The organism is Sphingomonas sp. SUN019 (genome assembly GCF_024758705.1).
Taxonomy (GTDB): Bacteria; Pseudomonadota; Alphaproteobacteria; order Sphingomonadales; family Sphingomonadaceae; genus Sphingomonas.
This window is the reverse complement of sequence record NZ_CP096971.1, coordinates 22,461-40,354: the sequence shown is the minus strand read 5'-3', so window position 1 is coordinate 40,354 and position 17,894 is coordinate 22,461. Positions and strand designations below refer to the sequence as shown.

The window sequence follows — 17,894 nt, the reverse complement described above, 5'->3', positions numbered from 1 at the left end:
GTCAGAACCTCGTCCTGATACCGGCATAGACCGTGCGTGGTTGCCCCGCGTAGATCGAGCCGGTTGTATTCGACAGCAACGACGCGGGGTTCTCCACCCCCGTCGCCGGGTTAAGCGTGTTCGAGATGACCGACGCCGATCCGACGTAGGTCGTGTCGAACACATTCTGGACGCTGGCGAACAGGCTGATCCGCGACCACCAGCCGGTGCTGGCTGGCGGATCGTAGTGCAGGTTCAGGTTGACCAGGGTGTAGTCGGGCATCGCCAGCAAATTGGCGTTGTCGATGAAATAGCGGTCGCGATACGTCGCCTCGACGAATCCGCCCACCCCGGCCAGCTTGCCATCCGGTTGGTCGTAACCGATCCGGCCGTTGACGAAGGTCGGGATCACGCCGGGAATGGCGTTGCCCGCGCGATCGAACACAAGCGACGCCGCGCCCGCGGTCAGCCGCTCGGCGAAATCTGTGTAATGATGATCGTTGTAGCTGTAGCTCGCGTCCAGCTTCAGACCCGGCAGCATGGAACCCAGCGGCCGCCAACTCAGCCCAAGCTCGACCCCACGGTGGATCGAACGCGGTACGTTGGAGGTGTAGGCGAGCAAATTCACCCCCGCCGACTGGCTGACCAGTTCGTTGCTGAACCATTCGTAATAGCCGGTGATCTCGGCCGTCAGGTTCCGGTCCAGCTCGATCTCCGCGCCGACGTCGACGCCGGTGTTCCTCTGGCTTTTGAGCGCGATATTGTTGCCGAACACTCCGGCGGGCGTGATGAACAGGCTGTTCGCCTGCGGGATGCCATAACCGGTGCCGACGCGGGCGTGCAGGCGAAGCCGATCGACCGGCTGCCAGGAAACCGCTGCCTCCGGCGCGACATTGTGGAACGCGCGCTCGGCGGGGATCAGCAACAAAGTCGCGCTAGCCCCTACCGGATAGGAATAAGCGGTCTGGCGCACGTCGATCAGCGAATGTTCGTAGCCGACCCCGACGACGAACTGCAGTTCCGGCGTCACCTTCAATTCGGCCCGCGCGCGTGCGCCATAGTTGCGGATATCACCAAAGACGGTCTGGGTCGGCGCGCCAAACCCGTTGCGGCCCGCGGGCGTTTTGTTGAAGCTGAAGCTCTGGTTGTCGAGGTAGTTGTAAAACAATCCGCCGAACAGCGTCGCATCCATCCCCGCAACCACGCCGCGATGCGTGACGTCCGACGTGACGTTGTAGCTGTCGAGCGTGCCCTTGAACGGCGTCGCGCTAGTCGGCTGGTTCACGACGCGGCTGTCGAAAGTGGCTTGCGTGCGCCAGATCGTATTGGGGTCGAAATCGTGTTCGTAGCGCGTGCCGACGATCGTGCGGCGATCGTTGCGCGCGAGGTCGCCTTCCGCCGCAGTCTGCGCGATCCGCGCGCCGTTGACGCCGTTGACCAGCACCGCGATCGTCCCACATCCCGGCGCGGCGCTCGCCGCGCGCTCACAGCCCTGTTGGTACGGATTCGCGAGATACTGGTTGTACGACAGACGTGTCGACAGGCGGAACTCGCCTTCGTTGTAGATCACCTTCGCCGCCACCCGGTCGCGATCGCCGAGCGCGTAGGTGCCGTAGGCGTTGATCGTCCCGGTCCGATAGCCGGTATGCCCGGTCGCGCCGTCCGCGCCGACCAGGCTGCCGAACAGCGCATATTCGTAACCCGGACCGGCATGGCCGATCGTCGCATACACATTGGCGTATCCATCGCCGCCGACGTCGGTCCCGACCTCCGCGCCCTGGATATCGCGACCGCGGCGGGTGCGGAAATTGACTGCGCCGCCCAGCGCATAATTGCCGTAGCGCGCCGACGACGGTCCACGCACCACGTCGACCGCGCCATAAGCGTGCGGGTCGGTCAGGTCGAAGCGCGCCAGCCCGTCCGGCTGGGTCACCGGAAAGTCGTCCTCGAACACCTGGATGTTGCGCGCGCCAAAGCCGTTGCGCGCGTTCGAGCCGCGCACCGACACGCTGACGTCGCGCGGGCCGTTGCCCTGCGTCACCGCGACGCCCGGCGACAGCTTTACGATGTCGGCGATGGTCGTCGCCGGCGTGTTGCGGAAGGCGGCGTCGTCGACGTTGGTCACGGTCTGGCCGGTGACGATCGTGGTCAGCGACAAAGCGCGGCCGGTCACGACGATGTCGCCTTCGTCAGCCGTGCGATCGGCTGATCGGCCGGCCGGTTTCGCCGCCGTGGTCGCGGGCTTAGTCAGCGCTTCGAGTTCGGCGTCGATGCGCGCGCGTTGGCGCAGCAGCTCGGCGCGGCGGGAGTCGGTCGTGGTATCCTGCGCCCACGCGCCCGAAGAGAGCGCGATCGCCGATACGGCGACCGCGAAACGGGGGTAATTCATGCATATCGTCCCTGATTCCGTGCGCGCATTCGCTTTCGCGAAGCGGCGCGATTGTCGTTGTGCGGAGTCAGGCGGTGGTGGGCGGTCCCCTAAGCGGCGGACGCAGGTAGGAGGGTCGAACGATCGGATTGCTCGCCCCCGTTCGCATGATGAGCGCCACGACGAAAGCGATTGCGATCGCCAGCAGCAAGGCGTCCGCCCCGGCGATCGCCGGCATCCCCAAACCGGCGAATGCGCACGGCATCTCCACCTTCGTGGGCGACTGCTGATCGTCATGCTGCCGCGGCAGACCGGGGATCGCGATCGTCATGGTCGCGGACGTAGACTGAGCGCCCGAACAGATTTGAATGGTGATCACACCATCTTTCGTCACTGTCGGCATGAAGCCGGACGGGACGAGCACCCTGAGCGCCAGCGCCGCAAGAATGAGCAGCGCCGAAAGGACGTGGTGTCGATGGATGATGCGGCGCAACGCGGTCACGTCACTGCCCTATCGCCGAAACCGGCCGGCGTCACCGCCCGATCGCGATCGATAACGGGCGACGTCGGAACTGGGCGAACGCAGATGAGCGCTCTTCTCGACCAATTGTTTCGGCTTTGAGATGTGGCTGGGGCGGCAGGATTCGAACCTGCGAATGGCGGCATCAAAAGCCGCTGCCTTACCGCTTGGCGACGCCCCAGCAGAGCGCGCGGCCATATCGGGCCGCGCGGGGAAAGCAACCCTCACGCGACCGGTTTCAGCCAATCATGCGGATCGGGCGCGCGGCCGCGCTGGATCGCGGTCAGCGATTCTAGGAAGCGCGCGGTCGTCTGACCGGTCGCGCCGCTGCCGATGGTGAAGTCGTAGTCCGGCCCCGCCACCTTGCCGATCGGCGTGACGACTGCGGCGGTGCCGCAGGCGAAGCTTTCGATCAGCCGTCCGCTTTCGGCGTCGGCGCGCCAGTCGTCGATCGAATACAACTCTTCACGCACGGTCAGGCCCTGATCGCGCGCGAGGCGGAGGATCGAATCGCGTGTGATGCCGGGCAGGATCGTGCCGGTCAGCGGCGGGGTCTGGATGCCGCCGTCGTCGAACACGAAGAAGATGTTCATGCCGCCCAGTTCTTCGATCCAGCGGCGTTCGGTCGCGTCGAGGAACACGACCTGATCGTGGCCGCGGCGGATCGCGTCCTGCTGAGCGATCAGGCTGGTGGCGTAATTCCCACCGCATTTCGCCGCACCCGTCCCGCCCGGCGCGGCGCGCGTGTAATCATGGCTGACCCAAAGCGAGATCGCGCGCGCGCCGCCCTTCCAATACGATCCGGCCGACGAAGCCAGCACCATGTAAAGATACTCAGCCGCGGGTTTCACGCCCAGGAACACCTCGCTCGCGATCAAGAACGGGCGGAGATAGAGCGATCCGCCCTCAATCTCCGGAATCCAGTCGCGATCGGTGCGGACCAAAGCCTCGATCGATTCGACGAACAACTCGGCCGGGAGTTCGGGCATCGCGAGGCGGCGTGCGGACGACTGGAAGCGTGCAGCGTTCGCCTCCGGGCGGAACAACGCGGTCGATCCGTTGTCCAGCCGGTACGCCTTCAGCCCTTCGAAAATCTCCTGCGCATAGTGCAGCACCGACGAAGCCGGATCCATCGTCAGCGGCGCGCGCGCGTGAATGCGGCCCTCGTGCCAACCCTTATCCTCGGACCAGCGCAACGTCGCCATGTGATCGGTGAAGACGCGGCCGAAACCGGGATCGGCCAATCGCGCGCCGCGCTCGCTGGCGGGCACCGGGGAAGGATTGGGCTCGAACACGAAATTCACCGGGAAGCTCCTGTAGCGACAGGGAACCGCGCGACCGCACGGGGTTGCGGTCGGGTAAGGCGGATGGCAATGCCGGTCAACATGGTCGCCACCCAACAGTCTGCGTCACCGCTTTTCCTGCGCGAACCTGAAATCAGGCGCGGTCTGGAGCTGCTTTATTTTGGCAACAGCCACGTCACGCGCTCGATCGATCGCGGGTTGGCGGCGCAGGGCTTGGGACGCGCGCACCACCGCGCACTGTATTTCATCGCGCGCAAGCCCGACATGGCGGTCAGCGATCTGCTCGCGTTGCTGGGCATCACGAAGCAGTCGCTCGGCCGTGTGCTGAACGAGCTTGCCGAACGCGGGCTGGTCGAAACACGGCCGGGCGAGCGCGACCGGCGGCAACGGCTGATGCGGCTGACCGCGGCGGGCGCGGCGCTGGAGAACGAGCTGTACGATGCACTGCGCGAAAAATTGTCGGCGGCCTATTCGAAGGCGGGGCAAGGCGCGGTCAGCGGATTCTGGGCGGTGCTGGAGGGCTTGATCCCCGACGACGAACGCGCGCGGGTCGAGGCGCTGCGCGGCTAACCGCGCGCGGCAGCCGCCATCGCGCGGTTGCGATCGAACGAGGCCTTCAGCGTCGCCTCCATCAATTTTGCCAGCGCGCCGTCGGCGTCGAGCATGTTCAGCCCTTCGCGCGTCGACCCGCCCGGACTAGCGACACGATCGGCGAGCGTGCCGGGCGTCTCGGAAGACCCCGCCGCCATCGCAGACGATCCCGCGACGGTCGCCTGCGCGAGGCGTAGCGCCTGATCGGCGGGCAGGCCGAGCGCCGCGCCCGCATTCGCCAGCGTCTCGATGAAACGGAACACGAAACCCGGTCCACAGCCGGACAGCGCGGTCACCGCGTCGAACAACGCCTCGTCGTCGATCCATTCGACACGGCCAAGCGGCGCAGCCAGCGCCTCCGCCAGATCTCGCGCATCGCGATCCGTCGTCGCGCCGTGAAGAGCGGTCACGCCCTGCCCGATCGCCACCGGCAGATTGGGCATCGCACGCACGATCGCGCTTGCGTTCAGCCGCGTGGCGAGCGCCGCCTCCTCAACCCCGGCAAGAATCGACAACACCAACCCCGGTTTAACGTCCGCCAGCGACGGCGCGACCGCGTCGAGCAATTGCGGCTTCACCGCCAGGACGAGCACCTGTGGTGCGGGTTCATTGGGCACGGCGGCGAGGACTCGCACGCCATCGGGCACGAAAGGCGCGCCGGGATCGATGACCGTTACGCTCGCCGGATCGACGCCAGCCGCGATCCAGCGCGACAGCATCGCGCCGCCCATGTTGCCGCAGCCGACCAGCCACAAATTCGCCGGTAATGTCATGCGACTACGCTTCGCCCTGCGTCTCGATCATCGCCGCGGCGATCGCATCCTTCGGCGATTTCCCGCCCCACAAGACGAACTGGAACACCGGATAGAAGCGCTCGCATTCGTCGATCGCGGTCTCGACCAGCAATTCAGCGGCGGACAGCGACATCTGCCCTTCCTCCTCACCGTCGATCAGCGCGGCGTGACGATACAGCAGGATGCCGCTGGACGACCACAATTCGAAATGCCCGACCCACAGCTGTTCGTTGACCAGCCCGATCGTCTCGTAAATCGCGGCACGCCGATCCTCCGCTACCTTCACGTCGGGAAAGGCCAGGAATTGCAGTACGCTGTCCTCGTCACGCCACAGCGCGCGAAGCTCGTACTCGGTCCAGCTTCCCTTGACGGTCGCGGTGATCTCGTCGTCGTGGCGTTCATGCGCCCACCCGTGCGCCGCGAAATAGTTTTCGAGCATATCAAGCGGAGCTTCGGGTTCGGAATCGTGGTCAGCTTCGTCCAGCATTATCGCCGCCTTATGCCACGAAAGCGCACGCGCGCGCAAAACCAGCGATCAAGCGTCGGCCTTTTGCGCTGCTTCCAGCCTGTCGAGCCGCGCGCGCAACGCATCGGCTTCATCTCGCGCCGCCGCCGCCATCGCCTTCACCGCATCGAATTCCTCGCGGCTGACGAAATCCAGGCCGCCGATCCAGGCGCGCGCCCGCTCGCGCGCACCAGCTTCCGCCTCGCGGCCCACGCCCGCGATCGTCCCCGCCGCGCCGTTGAACATTTTCACTAGGTCGTCGAACATCCGGTTTTCGGATTGCATGAGCGTCGCCTTCTTCGCTGAATTCTCAGCCAATGACTTGGGAGGTCGCCGCGCGCGGCACAAGTGTTTCCGCGGTCGGATTCATTTGTCCGATCCGCCACGTCAGCACCCCTGCGAAGCTGATCCAGACCAGATAGGGCACGAACAGCCACGCCGCCTGAATGCGGATGCGCCCGAACAAGATCGTCGTGACGACGCCCAGCACGACCATTACGATGATATCGACCAGCGCCGCGTCGATCTTGTGCGCGCCGAAGAACAATGGCGTCCAGATAAGGTTCGCGACGAACTGCGCCGCGAACAACCAGATCGCTAGCCCCCGCCCGCGTGCGCCGCGCGCGTTCAGGATCATCGCCAGCGCCAGCCCGAGCAGGATATAGAGCGTTGTCCATGCGACCGGGAACAGCCAGCCCGGCGGGGTGATCGCGGGCTTGGCCAGCGCCTGATACCACAGATTGTCCTCGCCCGCGGCGACACTGCGGCCGGCCAGGAAGCCGAGCAGCAGCACGCCCGGCACGCACACCATCGCCCAGCGCGCGAACGACATCCTCAATTGACCCTTCGATGCGATACCGCCCAAATCGTCGTCCTTTCAGCGCAAGCCGTCGCGCCGCTCCTGCCGCGTGCCAAGGCTCGCGTAAACCTAACAATCCGCACGGTGTTTCGAAGGTGGCTCAACCCCGGACGGCGGCGATCAGGAATTCGACATTTCCCTCGGGGCCGGTGATCGGGCTTTCGACGATCCCCTCGACCCGCCAGCCATGCGTCTCGAACCATGACGCCACATCGGCGCAGACGCGCTCGTGGACCGCAGGATCGCGCACGACGCCGCCCTTCCCCACTTCGTCGCGCCCGGCCTCGAACTGCGGCTTGATCAGCGCCAGCGCCCGGGCTGCGGGCTTGGCGAAGGTCAGCGGGCGCTCCAGCACTTTCGCCAGCCCGATGAAGCTGGCGTCGCACACGATCAGGTCGACGCGTTCGGGAATATGCGCGTCGGTCAGGATGCGCGCGCTGGTCTGTTCGTGGACGATCACGCGGTCATCCTGTCGCAGCTTCCACGCGAGCTGGTTCGTCCCCGAATCGACCGCATAGACGCGCGCCGCGCCCTTCGTCAGCAGCACATCGGTGAAGCCACCGGTCGACGCCCCCACGTCGATCGCCACCGCACCCGCCACGTCCCAGCCACAGTGATCCAACCCGTGCGACAGCTTGATCCCGCCCCGCGACACCCACGGATGATCACGCCCGCGAACGTCGAGTGCCACGTCGTCGGGCAGCGTCTGCCCCGGTTTCTCGACCTTGCGCGTGCCTGCAAACACCAGCCCGGCCATGATCAGCGCCTGCGCGCGGGTGCGCGATTCGGCGAGGCCGCGATCGACGAGTATCTGGTCCGCGCGCTGCTTTGCCATGCCCTGCTATCGCCGCCACCGCGGTTCGTCGCAAGCCGCGAACGATCGGGCGTCGGTGTGGAACCGGTCTATTGCCTATCAGTTTAGTAGGAATATAACGGGCGGCAGGGTCGCGGTGCGGGTGTCCCCCTAGACCATCAGCACCGCGGCCTCACCGGACAATGAGGAGCATTTCGCATGACGATGTTCTCGCACGGTTTTTCGCAAGGACCGACGATCCTGACCGTCCCCGGCCTCAACGGTTCGGGCGCGTCGCACTGGCAGACGTTGTGGGAGCAATCGCGCCCCGACACGCACCGGGTTGACCTCGGCATGTGGAATACGCCGCATCGCAACGCCTGGGCGACAAAACTCGATCAGGCGATCCGGCAGGCGTCGGCGCCGGTTATTTTGGTCGGGCACAGCCTCGGTTGTCAGGCAATCGCCTGGTGGGCTCATATGAGTCCGCAGCCGTACGGCTGGCCGGTCGCCGGAGCGCTGCTCGTCGCTCCCTGCGACGTCGATCGCGAAAACCTCCGTCCCGAACTCGCCACCTTCTCGCCTTCGCCAAAGGAGTCGCTGCCCTTCCCCTCAATCCTCGTCGCCAGCACCGACGACCCGTGGATCGACATCGATCGCGCGCACAGTCTGGCGGTCGACTGGGGAAGCCATTTCGTCGACGTCGGCGCGCAGGGCCACATCAACGCTGCAAGCGGATTGGGCTGGTGGCCCGAGGGGCAGGAACTGCTCCACCGCGTGATCGCCGCGACAGGCGGCCCCCACGGCGAAGTCCGAAGCCCCGGCGATGCGCGGTCGATTTTGGCGACAAGTCCGGCGCAAGCCCAGGTGCCGCATTACCTCAGCCAGTAAGAGCGTCGGGCGCGAACGGGTTCACGATCCGCAAGCGCCCGTCGATCACCAGACCGTCGTGCATGTCTTCCGAATAAAGCGTATCGCAATCCGCGATCAGCGCGGCGGCGACGATCATGCCATCGTAGATCGAAAACTTATATCGTTCGGCCACTCGTCGCCCCAAATTGTGAAGTTCGACGGTCAAATCGATCACCCCGGTCAGACCAGTGATCGTACCGATCAAATCGGTCACTCGGTCCCAGTCCAACTGCATCTTGCGCCGTGCAACGTGGGCGATTTCATTCAGAACCTGTACGCTGATCCACCCGCCGCGGCCGATCAGCGCATCCGCTATTTCGGCCTTCCGTTCATCCCGATCAGTCGAGTAAAGGATGACATTGCTATCGAAGAACGTTGCTATCAACGTGAGTTCGCTTCTTCGCGATCAAACTTATAGTCCGCGGGCAGTGATCCCCGAAAAGATTTCAGGCGTTCCATTAACGCCCCGCGCCGCTGCTGTTCCGTAACGATCGCGACCTCGCCGTCGCTCAGCGCGTGGACGCCGACGTCGTCGCCTTCCTTCAGGTTCAGCGCACGCGCGACATCGGCGGGTATCCGGATCGCCAGACTGTTGCCCCATTTCGCTACTTGCATGATCGCCTCCAGATATACATTCAACAGATGTATATCATGAGGGGCCGGACGGCAATCGGCCGCGTCTCACCCGCGCCGTAAGAACAACACTCCACCAAGCAGCAAAACCGGCAAAAAGGCGATCATCAGCGCTTTCGCAAGATAAGGCCGGGAAAGTTCGTCCATCACCCGGCGCTGTTCTGCGCGGCACTCCGGACTGTACAATGCGTCCATCCGGTCCAGCACGCGGCCTTCGCTTTGCGCCCTCGCGATCAGAAGATTGGCGCATTCATTCTGCACGATCGACGACTTCGGCCCGGATTCGGTCAGGGCGGCCATGCTGCCGAAGAACCAACACACCGCGATCCAGATAAGCGAACCGACGACGAACGCGATCAGTTTTAGCATCGCGCGCCGCTCACGCCAGCGCCGCCGCCCCAGCCTCGTTATAGCGCAGCGCCTTCAGCACAGTCGCGACGATCGCATCCGCATCCAGCCCGGCGTTGGCATATTGCAGTTCGGGCTTGTCCTGGTCCTGGAACAGGTCGGGCAGGCGCATCGTACGTAGTTTCAGGCCGCCGTCGATCAGCCCCTCGTCGCTGGCCATCGTCAGCACGTGCGCGCCCATTCCGCCGACCGAGCCTTCCTCGATCGTCACCGCGACTTCGTGCGTGGTCAGCAACCGCCGGATCAGCGCCTCGTCCAGCGGCTTGGCGAAGCGCAGGTCGGCGACCGTCGTCGACAGCCCCTTCGCCTCCAGCGCGTCGGCCGCCTTCAACGCCTCGGCCAAGCGCGTGCCGAGCGACAGGATCGCGACCGCCTTGCCCTCGCGCACGATGCGGCCCTTGCCGATCTCGAGCCGCTCGGGCGTCTCGGGCAAGGCGATGCCCGTCCCGTTGCCGCGCGGATAGCGCACCGCGATCGGGCCGCTATCGTGCAGCACCGCAGTGTGCGTCATGTGCACCAGCTCGGCCTCATCCGCCGCCGCCATCACGACGAAATTCGGCAGCGTCGCCAGATAGGTCACGTCGAACGACCCGGCGTGAGTCGCGCCATCCGCGCCGACCAGCCCGGCGCGGTCGATCGCGAAGCGCACCGGCAGGTTCTGGATCGCCACATCGTGCACGACTTGGTCGTAGGCGCGCTGCAGGAACGTCGAATAGATCGCGCAGAACGGCCGCATCCCCTGCGCGGCGAGGCCCGCGGCGAAGGTGACGGCGTGCTGTTCGGCGATGCCGACATCGAAGAATCGATCGGGATGCGCCTTCGCGAATTTGTCCAGTCCGGTGCCCGACGGCATCGCTGCGGTGATCGCGCATATCCGCGGATCGGTCTGCGCCTCCTTGGTCAGCGCCTCGCCGAACACGTTCTGATATTGTGGCGGTCCGGGCGGCGATTTCGCCTGCGTGCCGGTGATGACATCGAACTTCTGCACGCCGTGATATTTGTCGGCCGACGCCTCGGCCGGGCCGTAACCCTTGCCCTTCTTGGTCACGACATGGACCAGGATCGGACCTTCCTCGGCGTCGCGGACATTCTCCAGCACCGGAATCAGATGGTCTAGGTGATGCCCATCGATCGGCCCGACATAATAGAAGCCCAGTTCCTCGAACAAAGTGCCGCCCATCGTCATGCCGCGGGCAAATTCGTCGGTCTTCTTCGCTGCCGAATGCAGCGGGCGCGGCAATTTGCGCGCGAACCGCTTCAACGTCTCTCGAATACCCAGGAACTCGCGACTCGACACGATGCGCGACAGATACGCCGACAACCCACCGACCGGCGGCGCGATCGACATGTCGTTGTCGTTCAGGATCACGATCAGCCGGTTGCCCGCCTGCGCGGCGTTGTTCATCGCCTCATACGCCATGCCAGCGGACATCGCGCCGTCGCCGATCACCGCAATGCCCTTGCCCGGCGTCCCCGCCAGCTTGTTGGCGATCGCGAAACCCAAGGATGCGGAGATCGACGTCGACGAATGCGCCGCGCCGAACGGATCGTATTCGCTCTCGCTGCGCTTGGTGAAGCCGCTCAGCCCCCCGCCCTGCCGCAGCGTTCGGATGCGATCCCGCCGGCCGGTCAGGATCTTGTGCGGATAGCATTGGTGCCCGACGTCCCACACCAGCCGGTCGTTTGGCGTATCGAAGACATAATGGATTGCGGTGGTCAGCTCGACCACGCCCAGCCCCGACCCAAGGTGCCCGCCCGTCGTTCCCACCGCGGAGATCGTCTCGCTGCGGAGTTCGTCGGCCAGCTGGCGAAGTTGCTCGGGCTTCAACGCGCGAAGGTCGGCCGGGCAGGACACGGTGTCGAGCAGCGGCGTCTTGGGCAGATCGGTCATTGGGCTACCCTAACGGACGCTACCAACCGTGTCGATTGTAACCAGAGTTCGACGTCAATTCGTGGCGTTGTAGCAGTCCTCACACTTGCCGCGCACCTCGATCACCGGGCGAACGGGCGAAAATCCGGCCGCAACGGCGGCATCGCGCACGCCGCTGGTGATGCGATCGTCGTCGAGATGCGTCGTCTGCCCGCACGAATCGCACACCAGAAAGATACAGTCGTGCAGGCAATCGGGATGCGCGTTCGCGACATAGGCGTTCGCACTCTCCACTTTCCGCGCCAGATTTGCGCCGACGAACAGGTCGAGGATGCGGTACACGCTGTTCGCCGCCACGCGCCGCCCCTCCGCCTTCGATACCGCGTCCGCGATGTCATAGGCCGATGCAGGCTTCTCGAACCCGGCAAGTGCGGCGAATACGCTGGCGCGCATCGTCGTCCATTGCTCGCCCGCCTTCTCCAGCGTCGCCTGCGCGGCGTGGGTAAGGTCTGCGCCTTGCGGCTCGTGATGTTGGTGAGCGTGCGCCATGTTCGAAATCTAGGCGCGCGATGACCGCGCGACAAGCGTCAGGCGACCGCGCGCCGGTTCAGGTCGTGACCGAAGGCGAGGATACCGACGCCGATGATCGTCCACAGCGCCTCGCCACCCGCGCCGTCATGCGGAAGCGACATCGCGCCCGCCATGATGCCGAGCCCTAGCGATCCCATGGCGACCGGCATGATATAGCCATGCTGCAGCGCGCCGCGCCCCAGCGCGATCGCCCCGAGTCCGATCGCCAGCGTCAGGCCGATTTCGTGGAAGATCGGGTTGAGCAACGCGCCGCCGACGGTCGACAGCATCGCCAGCAACACCGCGCTCGCCAGGCAATGCACGACGCACAGCCCCGACAGCGCGATCGCCAGGCGATCGAGCCCCAAAGGGAAAGCAAGGCGAGTCGTGGCCGTCATCCGATCCGCGATGTAGCGCGACCCGCATGACGTTACAATATCACATCGCGACAAATTTGTGTCGCTTGGCACGTCGCCGCCATTCCTGTACCGCGCGCCCATGTTGCAGGCCACTCCCGGCTACTCCACGACCGCGCGCCCGCGTGCGCTCGCGCGTTGGCTGTTTGTCGTCGCGCTGCTGATCGTCGCCATGGTCGCGGTCGGCGGGATCACGCGGCTGACCGAATCCGGCCTGTCGATCACGCAGTGGAAACCGATCAGCGGGATCGTCCCGCCGCTGAACGACGCGCAGTGGCAGGCGGAGTTCGCAAATTACCGGCGCATCCCCGAATATCAGCAAGTGAACGCCGGAATGACGCTCGCGGGATTCAAGGCGATCTTCTTCTGGGAATATGTGCACCGCGTGCTCGGGCGGGTGATCGGCATGGCGTTCGCGCTGCCGTTGCTGTGGTTCGCGGTGCGCAAGCGAGTCCCGCCGGGTTACGGCTGGCGGTTAACTGCGCTCCTCGCACTCGGCGGGCTGCAGGGCGCGATCGGCTGGTGGATGGTCGCGTCTGGCCTGTCGGTGCGCACCGACGTCAGCCATATCCGGCTGGCGGTGCATCTGACGACGGCGCTCGTCATCCTCGCCGGAATCGTCTGGACGATGCTCGACCTGCGGCGGCTGGACCAGTCGCCGCTGGAACGGCCCGCACGGCTGACATTGGTCGCATCCGTCGCGCTGGCGTTGCTCGGCGTACAGATCGTGTTCGGCGCGTTCACCGCGGGGCTGAACGCGGGTTATGCCTTCTCAAGCTGGCCGCTGATGGGCGATGCGCTGTTTCCCGCTGGCGTACCGATGGTCGAACCCGTGCTGCGCAATGTGGTCGACAATCCGATCGTCGTGCAGTTCATCCATCGCTGGCTCGCCTTCGCGGCGGCGGGCGGTTTAGTTTGGCTGGCGCTCGCCGCACGACGCAACGGCGCGACCGGCGCGGCGCATGCGGTGCTGGCGCTGGTCGTACTGCAGATCGCGCTCGGCATCGCCACGCTATTGACCGGGGTCGAGATCGTCGTCGCGGTCGCGCATCAGGTGAACGCTGCGCTGCTGCTGATCGCGGCCATCGTCGCCTCGCACGCGATCGGCATTCGTCGCACCTGACGTCTTGGTATCAGGATACCCGTCACGAACGCCGCGGAAATGTTGACTTAGACCGACTCTTCGCGCATTGGTCCCGCATCGACGCCGCTCCTTTCCGGGCGGCGTCCTGCGTTTAAGAAGGTCTGACAGCCATGAAGGCTCTGATGAAGACCACCAAGTCGGTTAAGCCGCACGAGGTGGAGAAGAAATGGCATATCGTCGATGCGACCGATCTGGTCGTCGGCCGTGCCGCGGTGGTGATCGCCAACGTGCTGCGCGGCAAGCACAAGACCAGCTTCACCCCGCACGTCGATTGCGGTGACAATGTCATCGTCATCAACGCCGACAAGGTGCGCTTCACCGGCAACAAGTTGCTCGGCAAGGTCTATTACCGCCACACCGGCTATGCCGGCGGCATCAAGGGCGTGACCGCGGGCAAAATGCTCGAAGGCCGCTTTCCCGAGCGCGTGCTGGAAAAGGCCGTCGAGCGGATGATCCCGCGCGGGCCGCTGGGCCGTGACCAGATGCGCAACCTGCGCATCTTCAAGGGCGCGGAGCATCCGCACGAAGCGCAGAACCCCGAGGTTCTCGACATCGCGGCCATGAGCCGCAAGAACAAGGTGGGCCAGTAATGACCGACAACCGCCAGTCGCTTTCCGATCTCGCCAACCTGACGAGCCAGCCGGCTCCGCAGGCGACCGACGCCGCCCCGTCGGGCGACCACGGAGAGACCACCGCCGCCGTGCCCACGCCCCCCGTTTCGACGATGCCGCTGCGTGAGCAGATCATCGACAAGCAGGGCCGGGCCTATGCCACCGGCCGCCGCAAGGATGCGGTCGCACGTGTCTGGCTGAAGCCCGGCACCGGCAAGATCACGGTCAACGGCCGCGATCAGGAAGTCTATTTCGCGCGTCCGACGCTGCGTCTGGTGCTGAACCAGGTGTTCGGCATCACCGAGCGGGTCGGCCAGTATGATGTCGTCTGCACCGTCAAGGGCGGCGGGCTGTCGGGCCAGGCCGGCGCGGTCAAGCACGGCATCAGCCAGGCGATCACGCGCTACGAACCCGCGCTGCGCGCCCCGGTGAAGGCCGCAGGCTTCCTGACCCGCGACAGCCGCACCGTTGAGCGCAAGAAGTACGGCCGCGCCAAGGCCCGCCGCAGCTTCCAGTTCTCGAAGCGCTAAGCGGGCGGCTTCGGATTGCGAAAGCAATCCGAAGACTCGCCACGGCGGGCCGCGGAAGCAGCGTAGCTGCCTTCGTCGCACGGCGTGGCGGAATAGCCGAAACGACAGGGGGCGGTCCGGCAACGGGCCGCCCTTTTCGTTGACAAACCCACCCCGGCGAAGGCCGGGGTCCAGTTGCAGAACGCAAATTGAAGCGGGCTGAAGCTTCCTTGCCAACGCGGTGCAACTAGGCCCCGGCCTTCGCCGGGGTGGTTGTGCGCCAAAACCCGGTCACTCCCCGTACAGCCACCGCATCCTATATCGGCACCATGCCGCTCGCAGACCTCGCCCCGCACCTGCCGCTGATCCTGCTGCTCGCAGCCATCATCGTGATCGGCGCGTTCGTCCGGCGTATCCCCATAATCGGTACGTTGTTCAGTCTCGCCATCTGGGCCGCCCTACTCGCCGCACTGGTGATCGTGCTCGGCCAACGCGAGCGTTTCGATCCGTATATCGGGCGCATCGCAGAGGCGCTGAACATCCGGGACCAGAAGGTGGTCGGCGCTGAAACCCGCATCCGCATGTCGCCAGACGGACATTTCTGGGCGAATGTCCGCTTCGCCGGAGTCGAGCGACGGATGCTGATCGACAGCGGCGCGACGCTGACCGCGCTGTCGGTCGACACCGCCGCCGCGGCGAATTTGCCGGTGCAGGACACGCTGTTCCCGGTCCTGCTGCGCACCGCCAACGGTACGATCCGCGCGCAAACATCCGAGGTCGCCGAACTGCGGATCGGCAACATCGTCGCGCGCGACGTGCCGGTCGTCGTCTCCCCCGCGTTCGGACGCAGCGACATCCTCGGCATGAACTTCCTGTCGCGCCTCGCGTCGTGGCGGGTCGAGGGACGGACCCTGATCCTGACCCCGCATCACCCGCAAGACACTACATCCTGACGCTTTTGATTGGCGGTGCCAGCCCGCTCCCCCGCCCCGCCTCCCACAGAATATCCTGAATGGGAGGCGGGGCGGGGGAGCGGGCTGGCACCGCCATCGTCAATCATCACATCCTGACGATCCGGTCGCCCAGGCGTTCGGCTTCCTCGGGATCATGCGTGACGATCAGCATCGGGAGGTGGCTGTCGTCGCGCACGCGCTCGATCGCGCGCATCGCCTCCTCGCGCCGCGCCCGGTCGAGCGAGGCGAGCGGTTCGTCGAGCAGCAGGAACCGCGGGGCCGACAGCAACGCCCGCCCGATCGCCACGCGCCGCGCCTCCCCGCCCGACAAGGATCGCGGCCAGCGATCGAGCAGATGCGCGATGTCGAGCGTCTGCGCGGTCTCCGTCAATCCGTCGGAACCGGGCGCGCCGTAGAGCAGATTCGCACGCACGCTGAGATGCGGAAACAGCCGCGCCTCCTGAAACACCACCCCCGCGTGGCGGCGGTGCGGCGGCACGTCGACCCGCGCATCGTCATCGTACAACGTCTCACCACCCACGCGCACATGCCCGCGATCCGGCCGCAAGAGCCCGGCGACCATCATCAGCACGCTCGTCTTGCCGACCCCCGATGGCCCGAACAGCACCGTCACCCCCGCCCCGCCCGCGAACGCTGCGCCGACCACCGCCTCCCCGCGGCGCACGGTCACGTCTACATCAAAGGACATGGACGCCCCTGCCCTGCCGCCGTGCGAGCCATTCCGACGCGACCAGCGCGACCAGGCTGATCGCCACCGCAATCGCGGAAAGCATCCACACCGCCGGCTCGCCGCCAGGCCGCTGGAGCGCGGCATAGATCGCCAGCGGCAGGGTCTGCGTCTCGCCCGGCACGTTCGACACGAAGGTGATCGTCGCGCCGAACTCGCCCAGCCCACGCGCGAACCCCAGGACCGCGCCCGCCAGCAAGCCAGGCAACGCGAGCGGCAGCGTGATCGTTCTAAACGCCCGCCACCGCCCCGCGCCCAAGGTCCGCGCGGCCTGTTCCAGCCGCCGGTCGACGCCCTCGATCCCCAACCGCATCGCGCGCACCATCAGCGGCAGCGCCATCACCCCGCTGGCGATCGCCGCGCCGGTCCAGCGGAACAGCACGGTAACTCCGAACCACGCCTCCAGCAACCCGCCGATCGGCCCGGCGGGCGCGAAGGCGAGCAGCAGCACCCACCCCGTCACTACCGGCGGTACGACCAGCGGCAGATGGACCAGCGCGTCGAGCAACACCTTCCCCGGAAACCGCCCGCGCGCCAGCAACCACGCCAGCGCGAACGCGATCGGCAGCGTCGCGATCGTCGCTACGCCGCCGACCAGCAGCGACAGCCGCACGACCGCCCATACGCCTTCGTCCATCAGCGCGCCGAAAAACCATAGCGCCGGAAGATCGCCTTGCCCGCGCGCGACAGCAAAAAGCGCCGGAACCCCTCCGCTGCCGGATTGGTCGCCCCCGCCAGCCGCGCGACCGGATAGACGATCGGCGGATGGCTGTCGGCCGGAAACACCCCCGCGACGCGCACCTTCGCCGACGCCCTCGCATCAGTCGCATAGACGATCCCGAACGGCGCGGCCCCACGCTCGACCAGCGCCAGCGCGGCGCGCACGTTCTCCGCCCGCACCACCTTCGGCGCAACCGCGTCCCACGCGCCGAGCTTCTTCAGCGCCGCGCGCCCGTACTTCCCTGCGGGCACCGCATCGGGATCGGCCATCGCCAGCGCACCGCGCGACAGCACCCGCGCCAGCCCGGCGCCCCGCGCGGGCACGCCACCCCGCGTCCCGGCCGCCGCGACGATCACCAGCCGGTTGCCGGCCAGGTTCGCGCGCGTCCCCGCCGCGATCAGCTTCTTCGCCGCCAGCGCATCCATCCATTCCTCGTCAGCCGAGACGAACAAATCCGCTCGCGCGCCCGCCAGAACCTGCCGCGCCAGCGCCGACGACGCCGCAAACGACACCACCGGCCGTGCATGACCCTTCCCGGCCCAAGCATCCGCCGCCGCACCAAGCGATTCCTGCAGACTCGCCGCCGCCAGCACCAGCGGTGCGCGCTCCTGCGCTGCCACGGGCACAGCACACAACGCTGCGATCGAGAGGATCAGGCTCAGGATACGCCGCATCGCCGATCTCCG

The 17,894-nt window shown here is 66.2% G+C and carries 23 protein-coding genes and 1 tRNA gene; 6 read left to right on the top strand and 18 right to left on the bottom strand.

The annotated features are described in order from the left end of the window. Position 1: 1 nt before the first annotated feature. The 4 genes from M0208_RS00205 to M0208_RS00190 form a co-directional block, all read right to left on the bottom strand. Positions 2–2,368, bottom strand: a complete 2,367-nt coding sequence (locus M0208_RS00205) for a TonB-dependent receptor family protein (protein ID WP_258889741.1) — start codon at positions 2,366–2,368, stop codon at positions 2–4. 67 nt (positions 2,369–2,435) lie between these two features. After that, positions 2,436–2,849, bottom strand: coding sequence for a hypothetical protein (locus M0208_RS00200; protein WP_258889740.1), 414 nt, complete (start codon positions 2,847–2,849; stop codon positions 2,436–2,438). A gap of 124 nt (positions 2,850–2,973) precedes the next feature. Then, a tRNA-Gln gene (locus M0208_RS00195) sits at positions 2,974–3,048 on the bottom strand. A gap of 43 nt (positions 3,049–3,091) precedes the next feature. Further along, entirely contained in the window at positions 3,092–4,171 is a 1,080-nt protein-coding gene (locus M0208_RS00190; RefSeq protein WP_258889739.1) for a branched-chain amino acid aminotransferase, read from the bottom strand. Between the two features lie 63 nt (positions 4,172–4,234). On the opposite strand from M0208_RS00190, the gene M0208_RS00185 reads away from it, so the two are divergent. Then, entirely contained in the window at positions 4,235–4,741 is a 507-nt protein-coding gene (locus M0208_RS00185; RefSeq protein WP_408988063.1) for a MarR family winged helix-turn-helix transcriptional regulator, read from the top strand. Here M0208_RS00185 and proC read toward each other — a convergent pair. From proC to M0208_RS00160, 5 genes are all read right to left on the bottom strand, one after another. After that, positions 4,738–5,535 (bottom strand): pyrroline-5-carboxylate reductase, encoded by a 798-nt coding sequence (proC, locus tag M0208_RS00180; protein WP_258889737.1) that lies wholly within the window; start codon positions 5,533–5,535, stop codon positions 4,738–4,740. The genes M0208_RS00185 and proC overlap by 4 nt on opposite strands. A gap of 4 nt (positions 5,536–5,539) precedes the next feature. Beyond that, positions 5,540–6,043, bottom strand: coding sequence for a YbjN domain-containing protein (locus tag M0208_RS00175; RefSeq protein ID WP_258889736.1), 504 nt, complete (start codon positions 6,041–6,043; stop codon positions 5,540–5,542). A 48-nt stretch (positions 6,044–6,091) separates the two neighbouring features. Beyond that, positions 6,092–6,346, bottom strand: coding sequence for an accessory factor UbiK family protein (locus M0208_RS00170; RefSeq protein ID WP_258889735.1), 255 nt, complete (start codon positions 6,344–6,346; stop codon positions 6,092–6,094). A gap of 25 nt (positions 6,347–6,371) precedes the next feature. Further along, positions 6,372–6,893 (bottom strand): TspO/MBR family protein, encoded by a 522-nt coding sequence (locus M0208_RS00165; protein WP_258893127.1) that lies wholly within the window; start codon positions 6,891–6,893, stop codon positions 6,372–6,374. Between the two features lie 127 nt (positions 6,894–7,020). Beyond that, complete coding sequence (locus M0208_RS00160) at positions 7,021–7,755, bottom strand: TlyA family RNA methyltransferase (protein WP_258889734.1); 735 nt, start codon at positions 7,753–7,755, stop codon at positions 7,021–7,023. Positions 7,756–7,932: 177 nt separating this feature from the next. On the opposite strand from M0208_RS00160, the gene M0208_RS00155 reads away from it, so the two are divergent. Then, a complete protein-coding gene (locus M0208_RS00155) occupies positions 7,933–8,604 on the top strand; it encodes an alpha/beta hydrolase (protein ID WP_258889733.1) in 672 nt (223 codons plus the stop codon). Here the strand turns inward: M0208_RS00155 and M0208_RS00150 are convergent. Genes M0208_RS00150 through M0208_RS00125 form a run of 6 tightly spaced genes read right to left on the bottom strand, consistent with a single transcriptional unit; the run spans position 8,594 to position 12,504 of the window. Then, complete coding sequence (locus M0208_RS00150) at positions 8,594–9,010, bottom strand: PIN domain-containing protein (protein ID WP_258889732.1); 417 nt, start codon at positions 9,008–9,010, stop codon at positions 8,594–8,596. The two genes, M0208_RS00155 and M0208_RS00150, sit on opposite strands and share 11 nt — an antisense overlap. Beyond that, on the bottom strand, positions 9,007–9,264 hold the full coding sequence (locus M0208_RS00145) for an AbrB/MazE/SpoVT family DNA-binding domain-containing protein (RefSeq protein WP_258889731.1): 258 nt from the start codon (positions 9,262–9,264) through the stop codon (positions 9,007–9,009). Before M0208_RS00145 ends, M0208_RS00150 begins: the two co-directional genes overlap by 4 nt. Before the next feature lie 42 nt (positions 9,265–9,306). Continuing rightward, positions 9,307–9,627 (bottom strand): hypothetical protein, encoded by a 321-nt coding sequence (locus M0208_RS00140; protein ID WP_258889730.1) that lies wholly within the window; start codon positions 9,625–9,627, stop codon positions 9,307–9,309. A gap of 10 nt (positions 9,628–9,637) precedes the next feature. Beyond that, the gene (gene dxs, locus M0208_RS00135) at positions 9,638–11,557 is read right to left on the bottom strand and encodes a 1-deoxy-D-xylulose-5-phosphate synthase (protein WP_258889729.1); all 1,920 of its coding nucleotides are present in this window, start codon (positions 11,555–11,557) and stop codon (positions 9,638–9,640) included. 54 nt (positions 11,558–11,611) lie between these two features. Continuing rightward, entirely contained in the window at positions 11,612–12,085 is a 474-nt protein-coding gene (locus M0208_RS00130) for a Fur family transcriptional regulator (protein ID WP_258889728.1), read from the bottom strand. Between the two features lie 38 nt (positions 12,086–12,123). Then, a complete protein-coding gene (locus M0208_RS00125; RefSeq protein ID WP_258889727.1) occupies positions 12,124–12,504 on the bottom strand; it encodes a MerC domain-containing protein in 381 nt (126 codons plus the stop codon). A gap of 100 nt (positions 12,505–12,604) precedes the next feature. Between M0208_RS00125 and M0208_RS00120 the strand changes: the two genes are divergently transcribed. From M0208_RS00120 to M0208_RS00105, 4 genes are all read left to right on the top strand, one after another. Then, positions 12,605–13,645 carry a COX15/CtaA family protein gene (locus M0208_RS00120; protein ID WP_258889726.1) on the top strand — a complete coding sequence of 347 codons (1,041 nt, stop codon included), beginning with the start codon at positions 12,605–12,607 and terminating at the stop codon, positions 13,643–13,645. A 131-nt stretch (positions 13,646–13,776) separates the two neighbouring features. Continuing rightward, positions 13,777–14,256 (top strand): 50S ribosomal protein L13, encoded by a 480-nt coding sequence (gene rplM, locus M0208_RS00115; protein ID WP_258889725.1) that lies wholly within the window; start codon positions 13,777–13,779, stop codon positions 14,254–14,256. Continuing rightward, the gene (rpsI, locus tag M0208_RS00110) at positions 14,256–14,807 is read left to right on the top strand and encodes a 30S ribosomal protein S9 (protein WP_258889724.1); all 552 of its coding nucleotides are present in this window, start codon (positions 14,256–14,258) and stop codon (positions 14,805–14,807) included. The genes rplM and rpsI overlap by 1 nt, the downstream gene beginning before the upstream one ends. Positions 14,808–15,115: 308 nt before the next feature. Next, positions 15,116–15,739, top strand: a complete 624-nt coding sequence (locus M0208_RS00105; RefSeq protein ID WP_258889723.1) for a TIGR02281 family clan AA aspartic protease — start codon at positions 15,116–15,118, stop codon at positions 15,737–15,739. A gap of 106 nt (positions 15,740–15,845) precedes the next feature. On the opposite strand, the gene M0208_RS00100 is transcribed toward M0208_RS00105, so the two are convergent. The 3 genes from M0208_RS00100 to modA are packed head-to-tail and all read right to left on the bottom strand — an operon-like array spanning position 15,846 to position 17,882. Beyond that, the gene (locus M0208_RS00100) at positions 15,846–16,448 is read right to left on the bottom strand and encodes an ATP-binding cassette domain-containing protein (protein WP_258889722.1); all 603 of its coding nucleotides are present in this window, start codon (positions 16,446–16,448) and stop codon (positions 15,846–15,848) included. After that, a complete protein-coding gene (gene modB, locus M0208_RS00095; RefSeq protein WP_258889721.1) occupies positions 16,438–17,124 on the bottom strand; it encodes a molybdate ABC transporter permease subunit in 687 nt (228 codons plus the stop codon). The genes M0208_RS00100 and modB overlap by 11 nt, the downstream gene beginning before the upstream one ends. Then, positions 17,124–17,882, bottom strand: coding sequence for a molybdate ABC transporter substrate-binding protein (modA, locus tag M0208_RS00090; RefSeq protein WP_258889720.1), 759 nt, complete (start codon positions 17,880–17,882; stop codon positions 17,124–17,126). Before modA ends, modB begins: the two co-directional genes overlap by 1 nt. Between the last annotated feature and the right edge of the window lie 12 nt (positions 17,883–17,894).

Bases quoted from the DNA above. Each gene is read 5' to 3' on its own strand.
- rplM (WP_258889725.1), top strand. From the start codon at position 13,777: ATGAAGGCTCTGATGAAGACCACCAAGTCGGTTAAGCCGCACGAGGTG.
- M0208_RS00120 (WP_258889726.1), top strand. From the start codon at position 12,605: ATGTTGCAGGCCACTCCCGGCTACTCCACGACCGCGCGCCCGCGTGCG.
- M0208_RS00165 (WP_258893127.1), bottom strand. From the start codon at position 6,893: ATGTCGTTCGCGCGCTGGGCGATGGTGTGCGTGCCGGGCGTGCTGCTG.
- modB (WP_258889721.1), bottom strand. From the start codon at position 17,124: ATGGACGAAGGCGTATGGGCGGTCGTGCGGCTGTCGCTGCTGGTCGGC.
- M0208_RS00140 (WP_258889730.1), bottom strand. From the start codon at position 9,627: ATGCTAAAACTGATCGCGTTCGTCGTCGGTTCGCTTATCTGGATCGCG.
- M0208_RS00125 (WP_258889727.1), bottom strand. From the start codon at position 12,504: ATGACGGCCACGACTCGCCTTGCTTTCCCTTTGGGGCTCGATCGCCTG.
- M0208_RS00130 (WP_258889728.1), bottom strand. From the start codon at position 12,085: ATGGCGCACGCTCACCAACATCACGAGCCGCAAGGCGCAGACCTTACC.
- M0208_RS00205 (WP_258889741.1), bottom strand. From the start codon at position 2,368: ATGAATTACCCCCGTTTCGCGGTCGCCGTATCGGCGATCGCGCTCTCT.
- M0208_RS00155 (WP_258889733.1), top strand. From the start codon at position 7,933: ATGACGATGTTCTCGCACGGTTTTTCGCAAGGACCGACGATCCTGACC.
- rpsI (WP_258889724.1), top strand. From the start codon at position 14,256: ATGACCGACAACCGCCAGTCGCTTTCCGATCTCGCCAACCTGACGAGC.
- M0208_RS00100 (WP_258889722.1), bottom strand. From the start codon at position 16,448: ATGTCCTTTGATGTAGACGTGACCGTGCGCCGCGGGGAGGCGGTGGTC.
- M0208_RS00185 (WP_408988063.1), top strand. From the start codon at position 4,235: ATGGCAATGCCGGTCAACATGGTCGCCACCCAACAGTCTGCGTCACCG.
- modA (WP_258889720.1), bottom strand. From the start codon at position 17,882: ATGCGGCGTATCCTGAGCCTGATCCTCTCGATCGCAGCGTTGTGTGCT.
- M0208_RS00175 (WP_258889736.1), bottom strand. From the start codon at position 6,043: ATGCTGGACGAAGCTGACCACGATTCCGAACCCGAAGCTCCGCTTGAT.
- M0208_RS00105 (WP_258889723.1), top strand. From the start codon at position 15,116: ATGCCGCTCGCAGACCTCGCCCCGCACCTGCCGCTGATCCTGCTGCTC.
- M0208_RS00170 (WP_258889735.1), bottom strand. From the start codon at position 6,346: ATGCAATCCGAAAACCGGATGTTCGACGACCTAGTGAAAATGTTCAAC.
- dxs (WP_258889729.1), bottom strand. From the start codon at position 11,557: ATGACCGATCTGCCCAAGACGCCGCTGCTCGACACCGTGTCCTGCCCG.
- M0208_RS00160 (WP_258889734.1), bottom strand. From the start codon at position 7,755: ATGGCAAAGCAGCGCGCGGACCAGATACTCGTCGATCGCGGCCTCGCC.
- proC (WP_258889737.1), bottom strand. From the start codon at position 5,535: ATGACATTACCGGCGAATTTGTGGCTGGTCGGCTGCGGCAACATGGGC.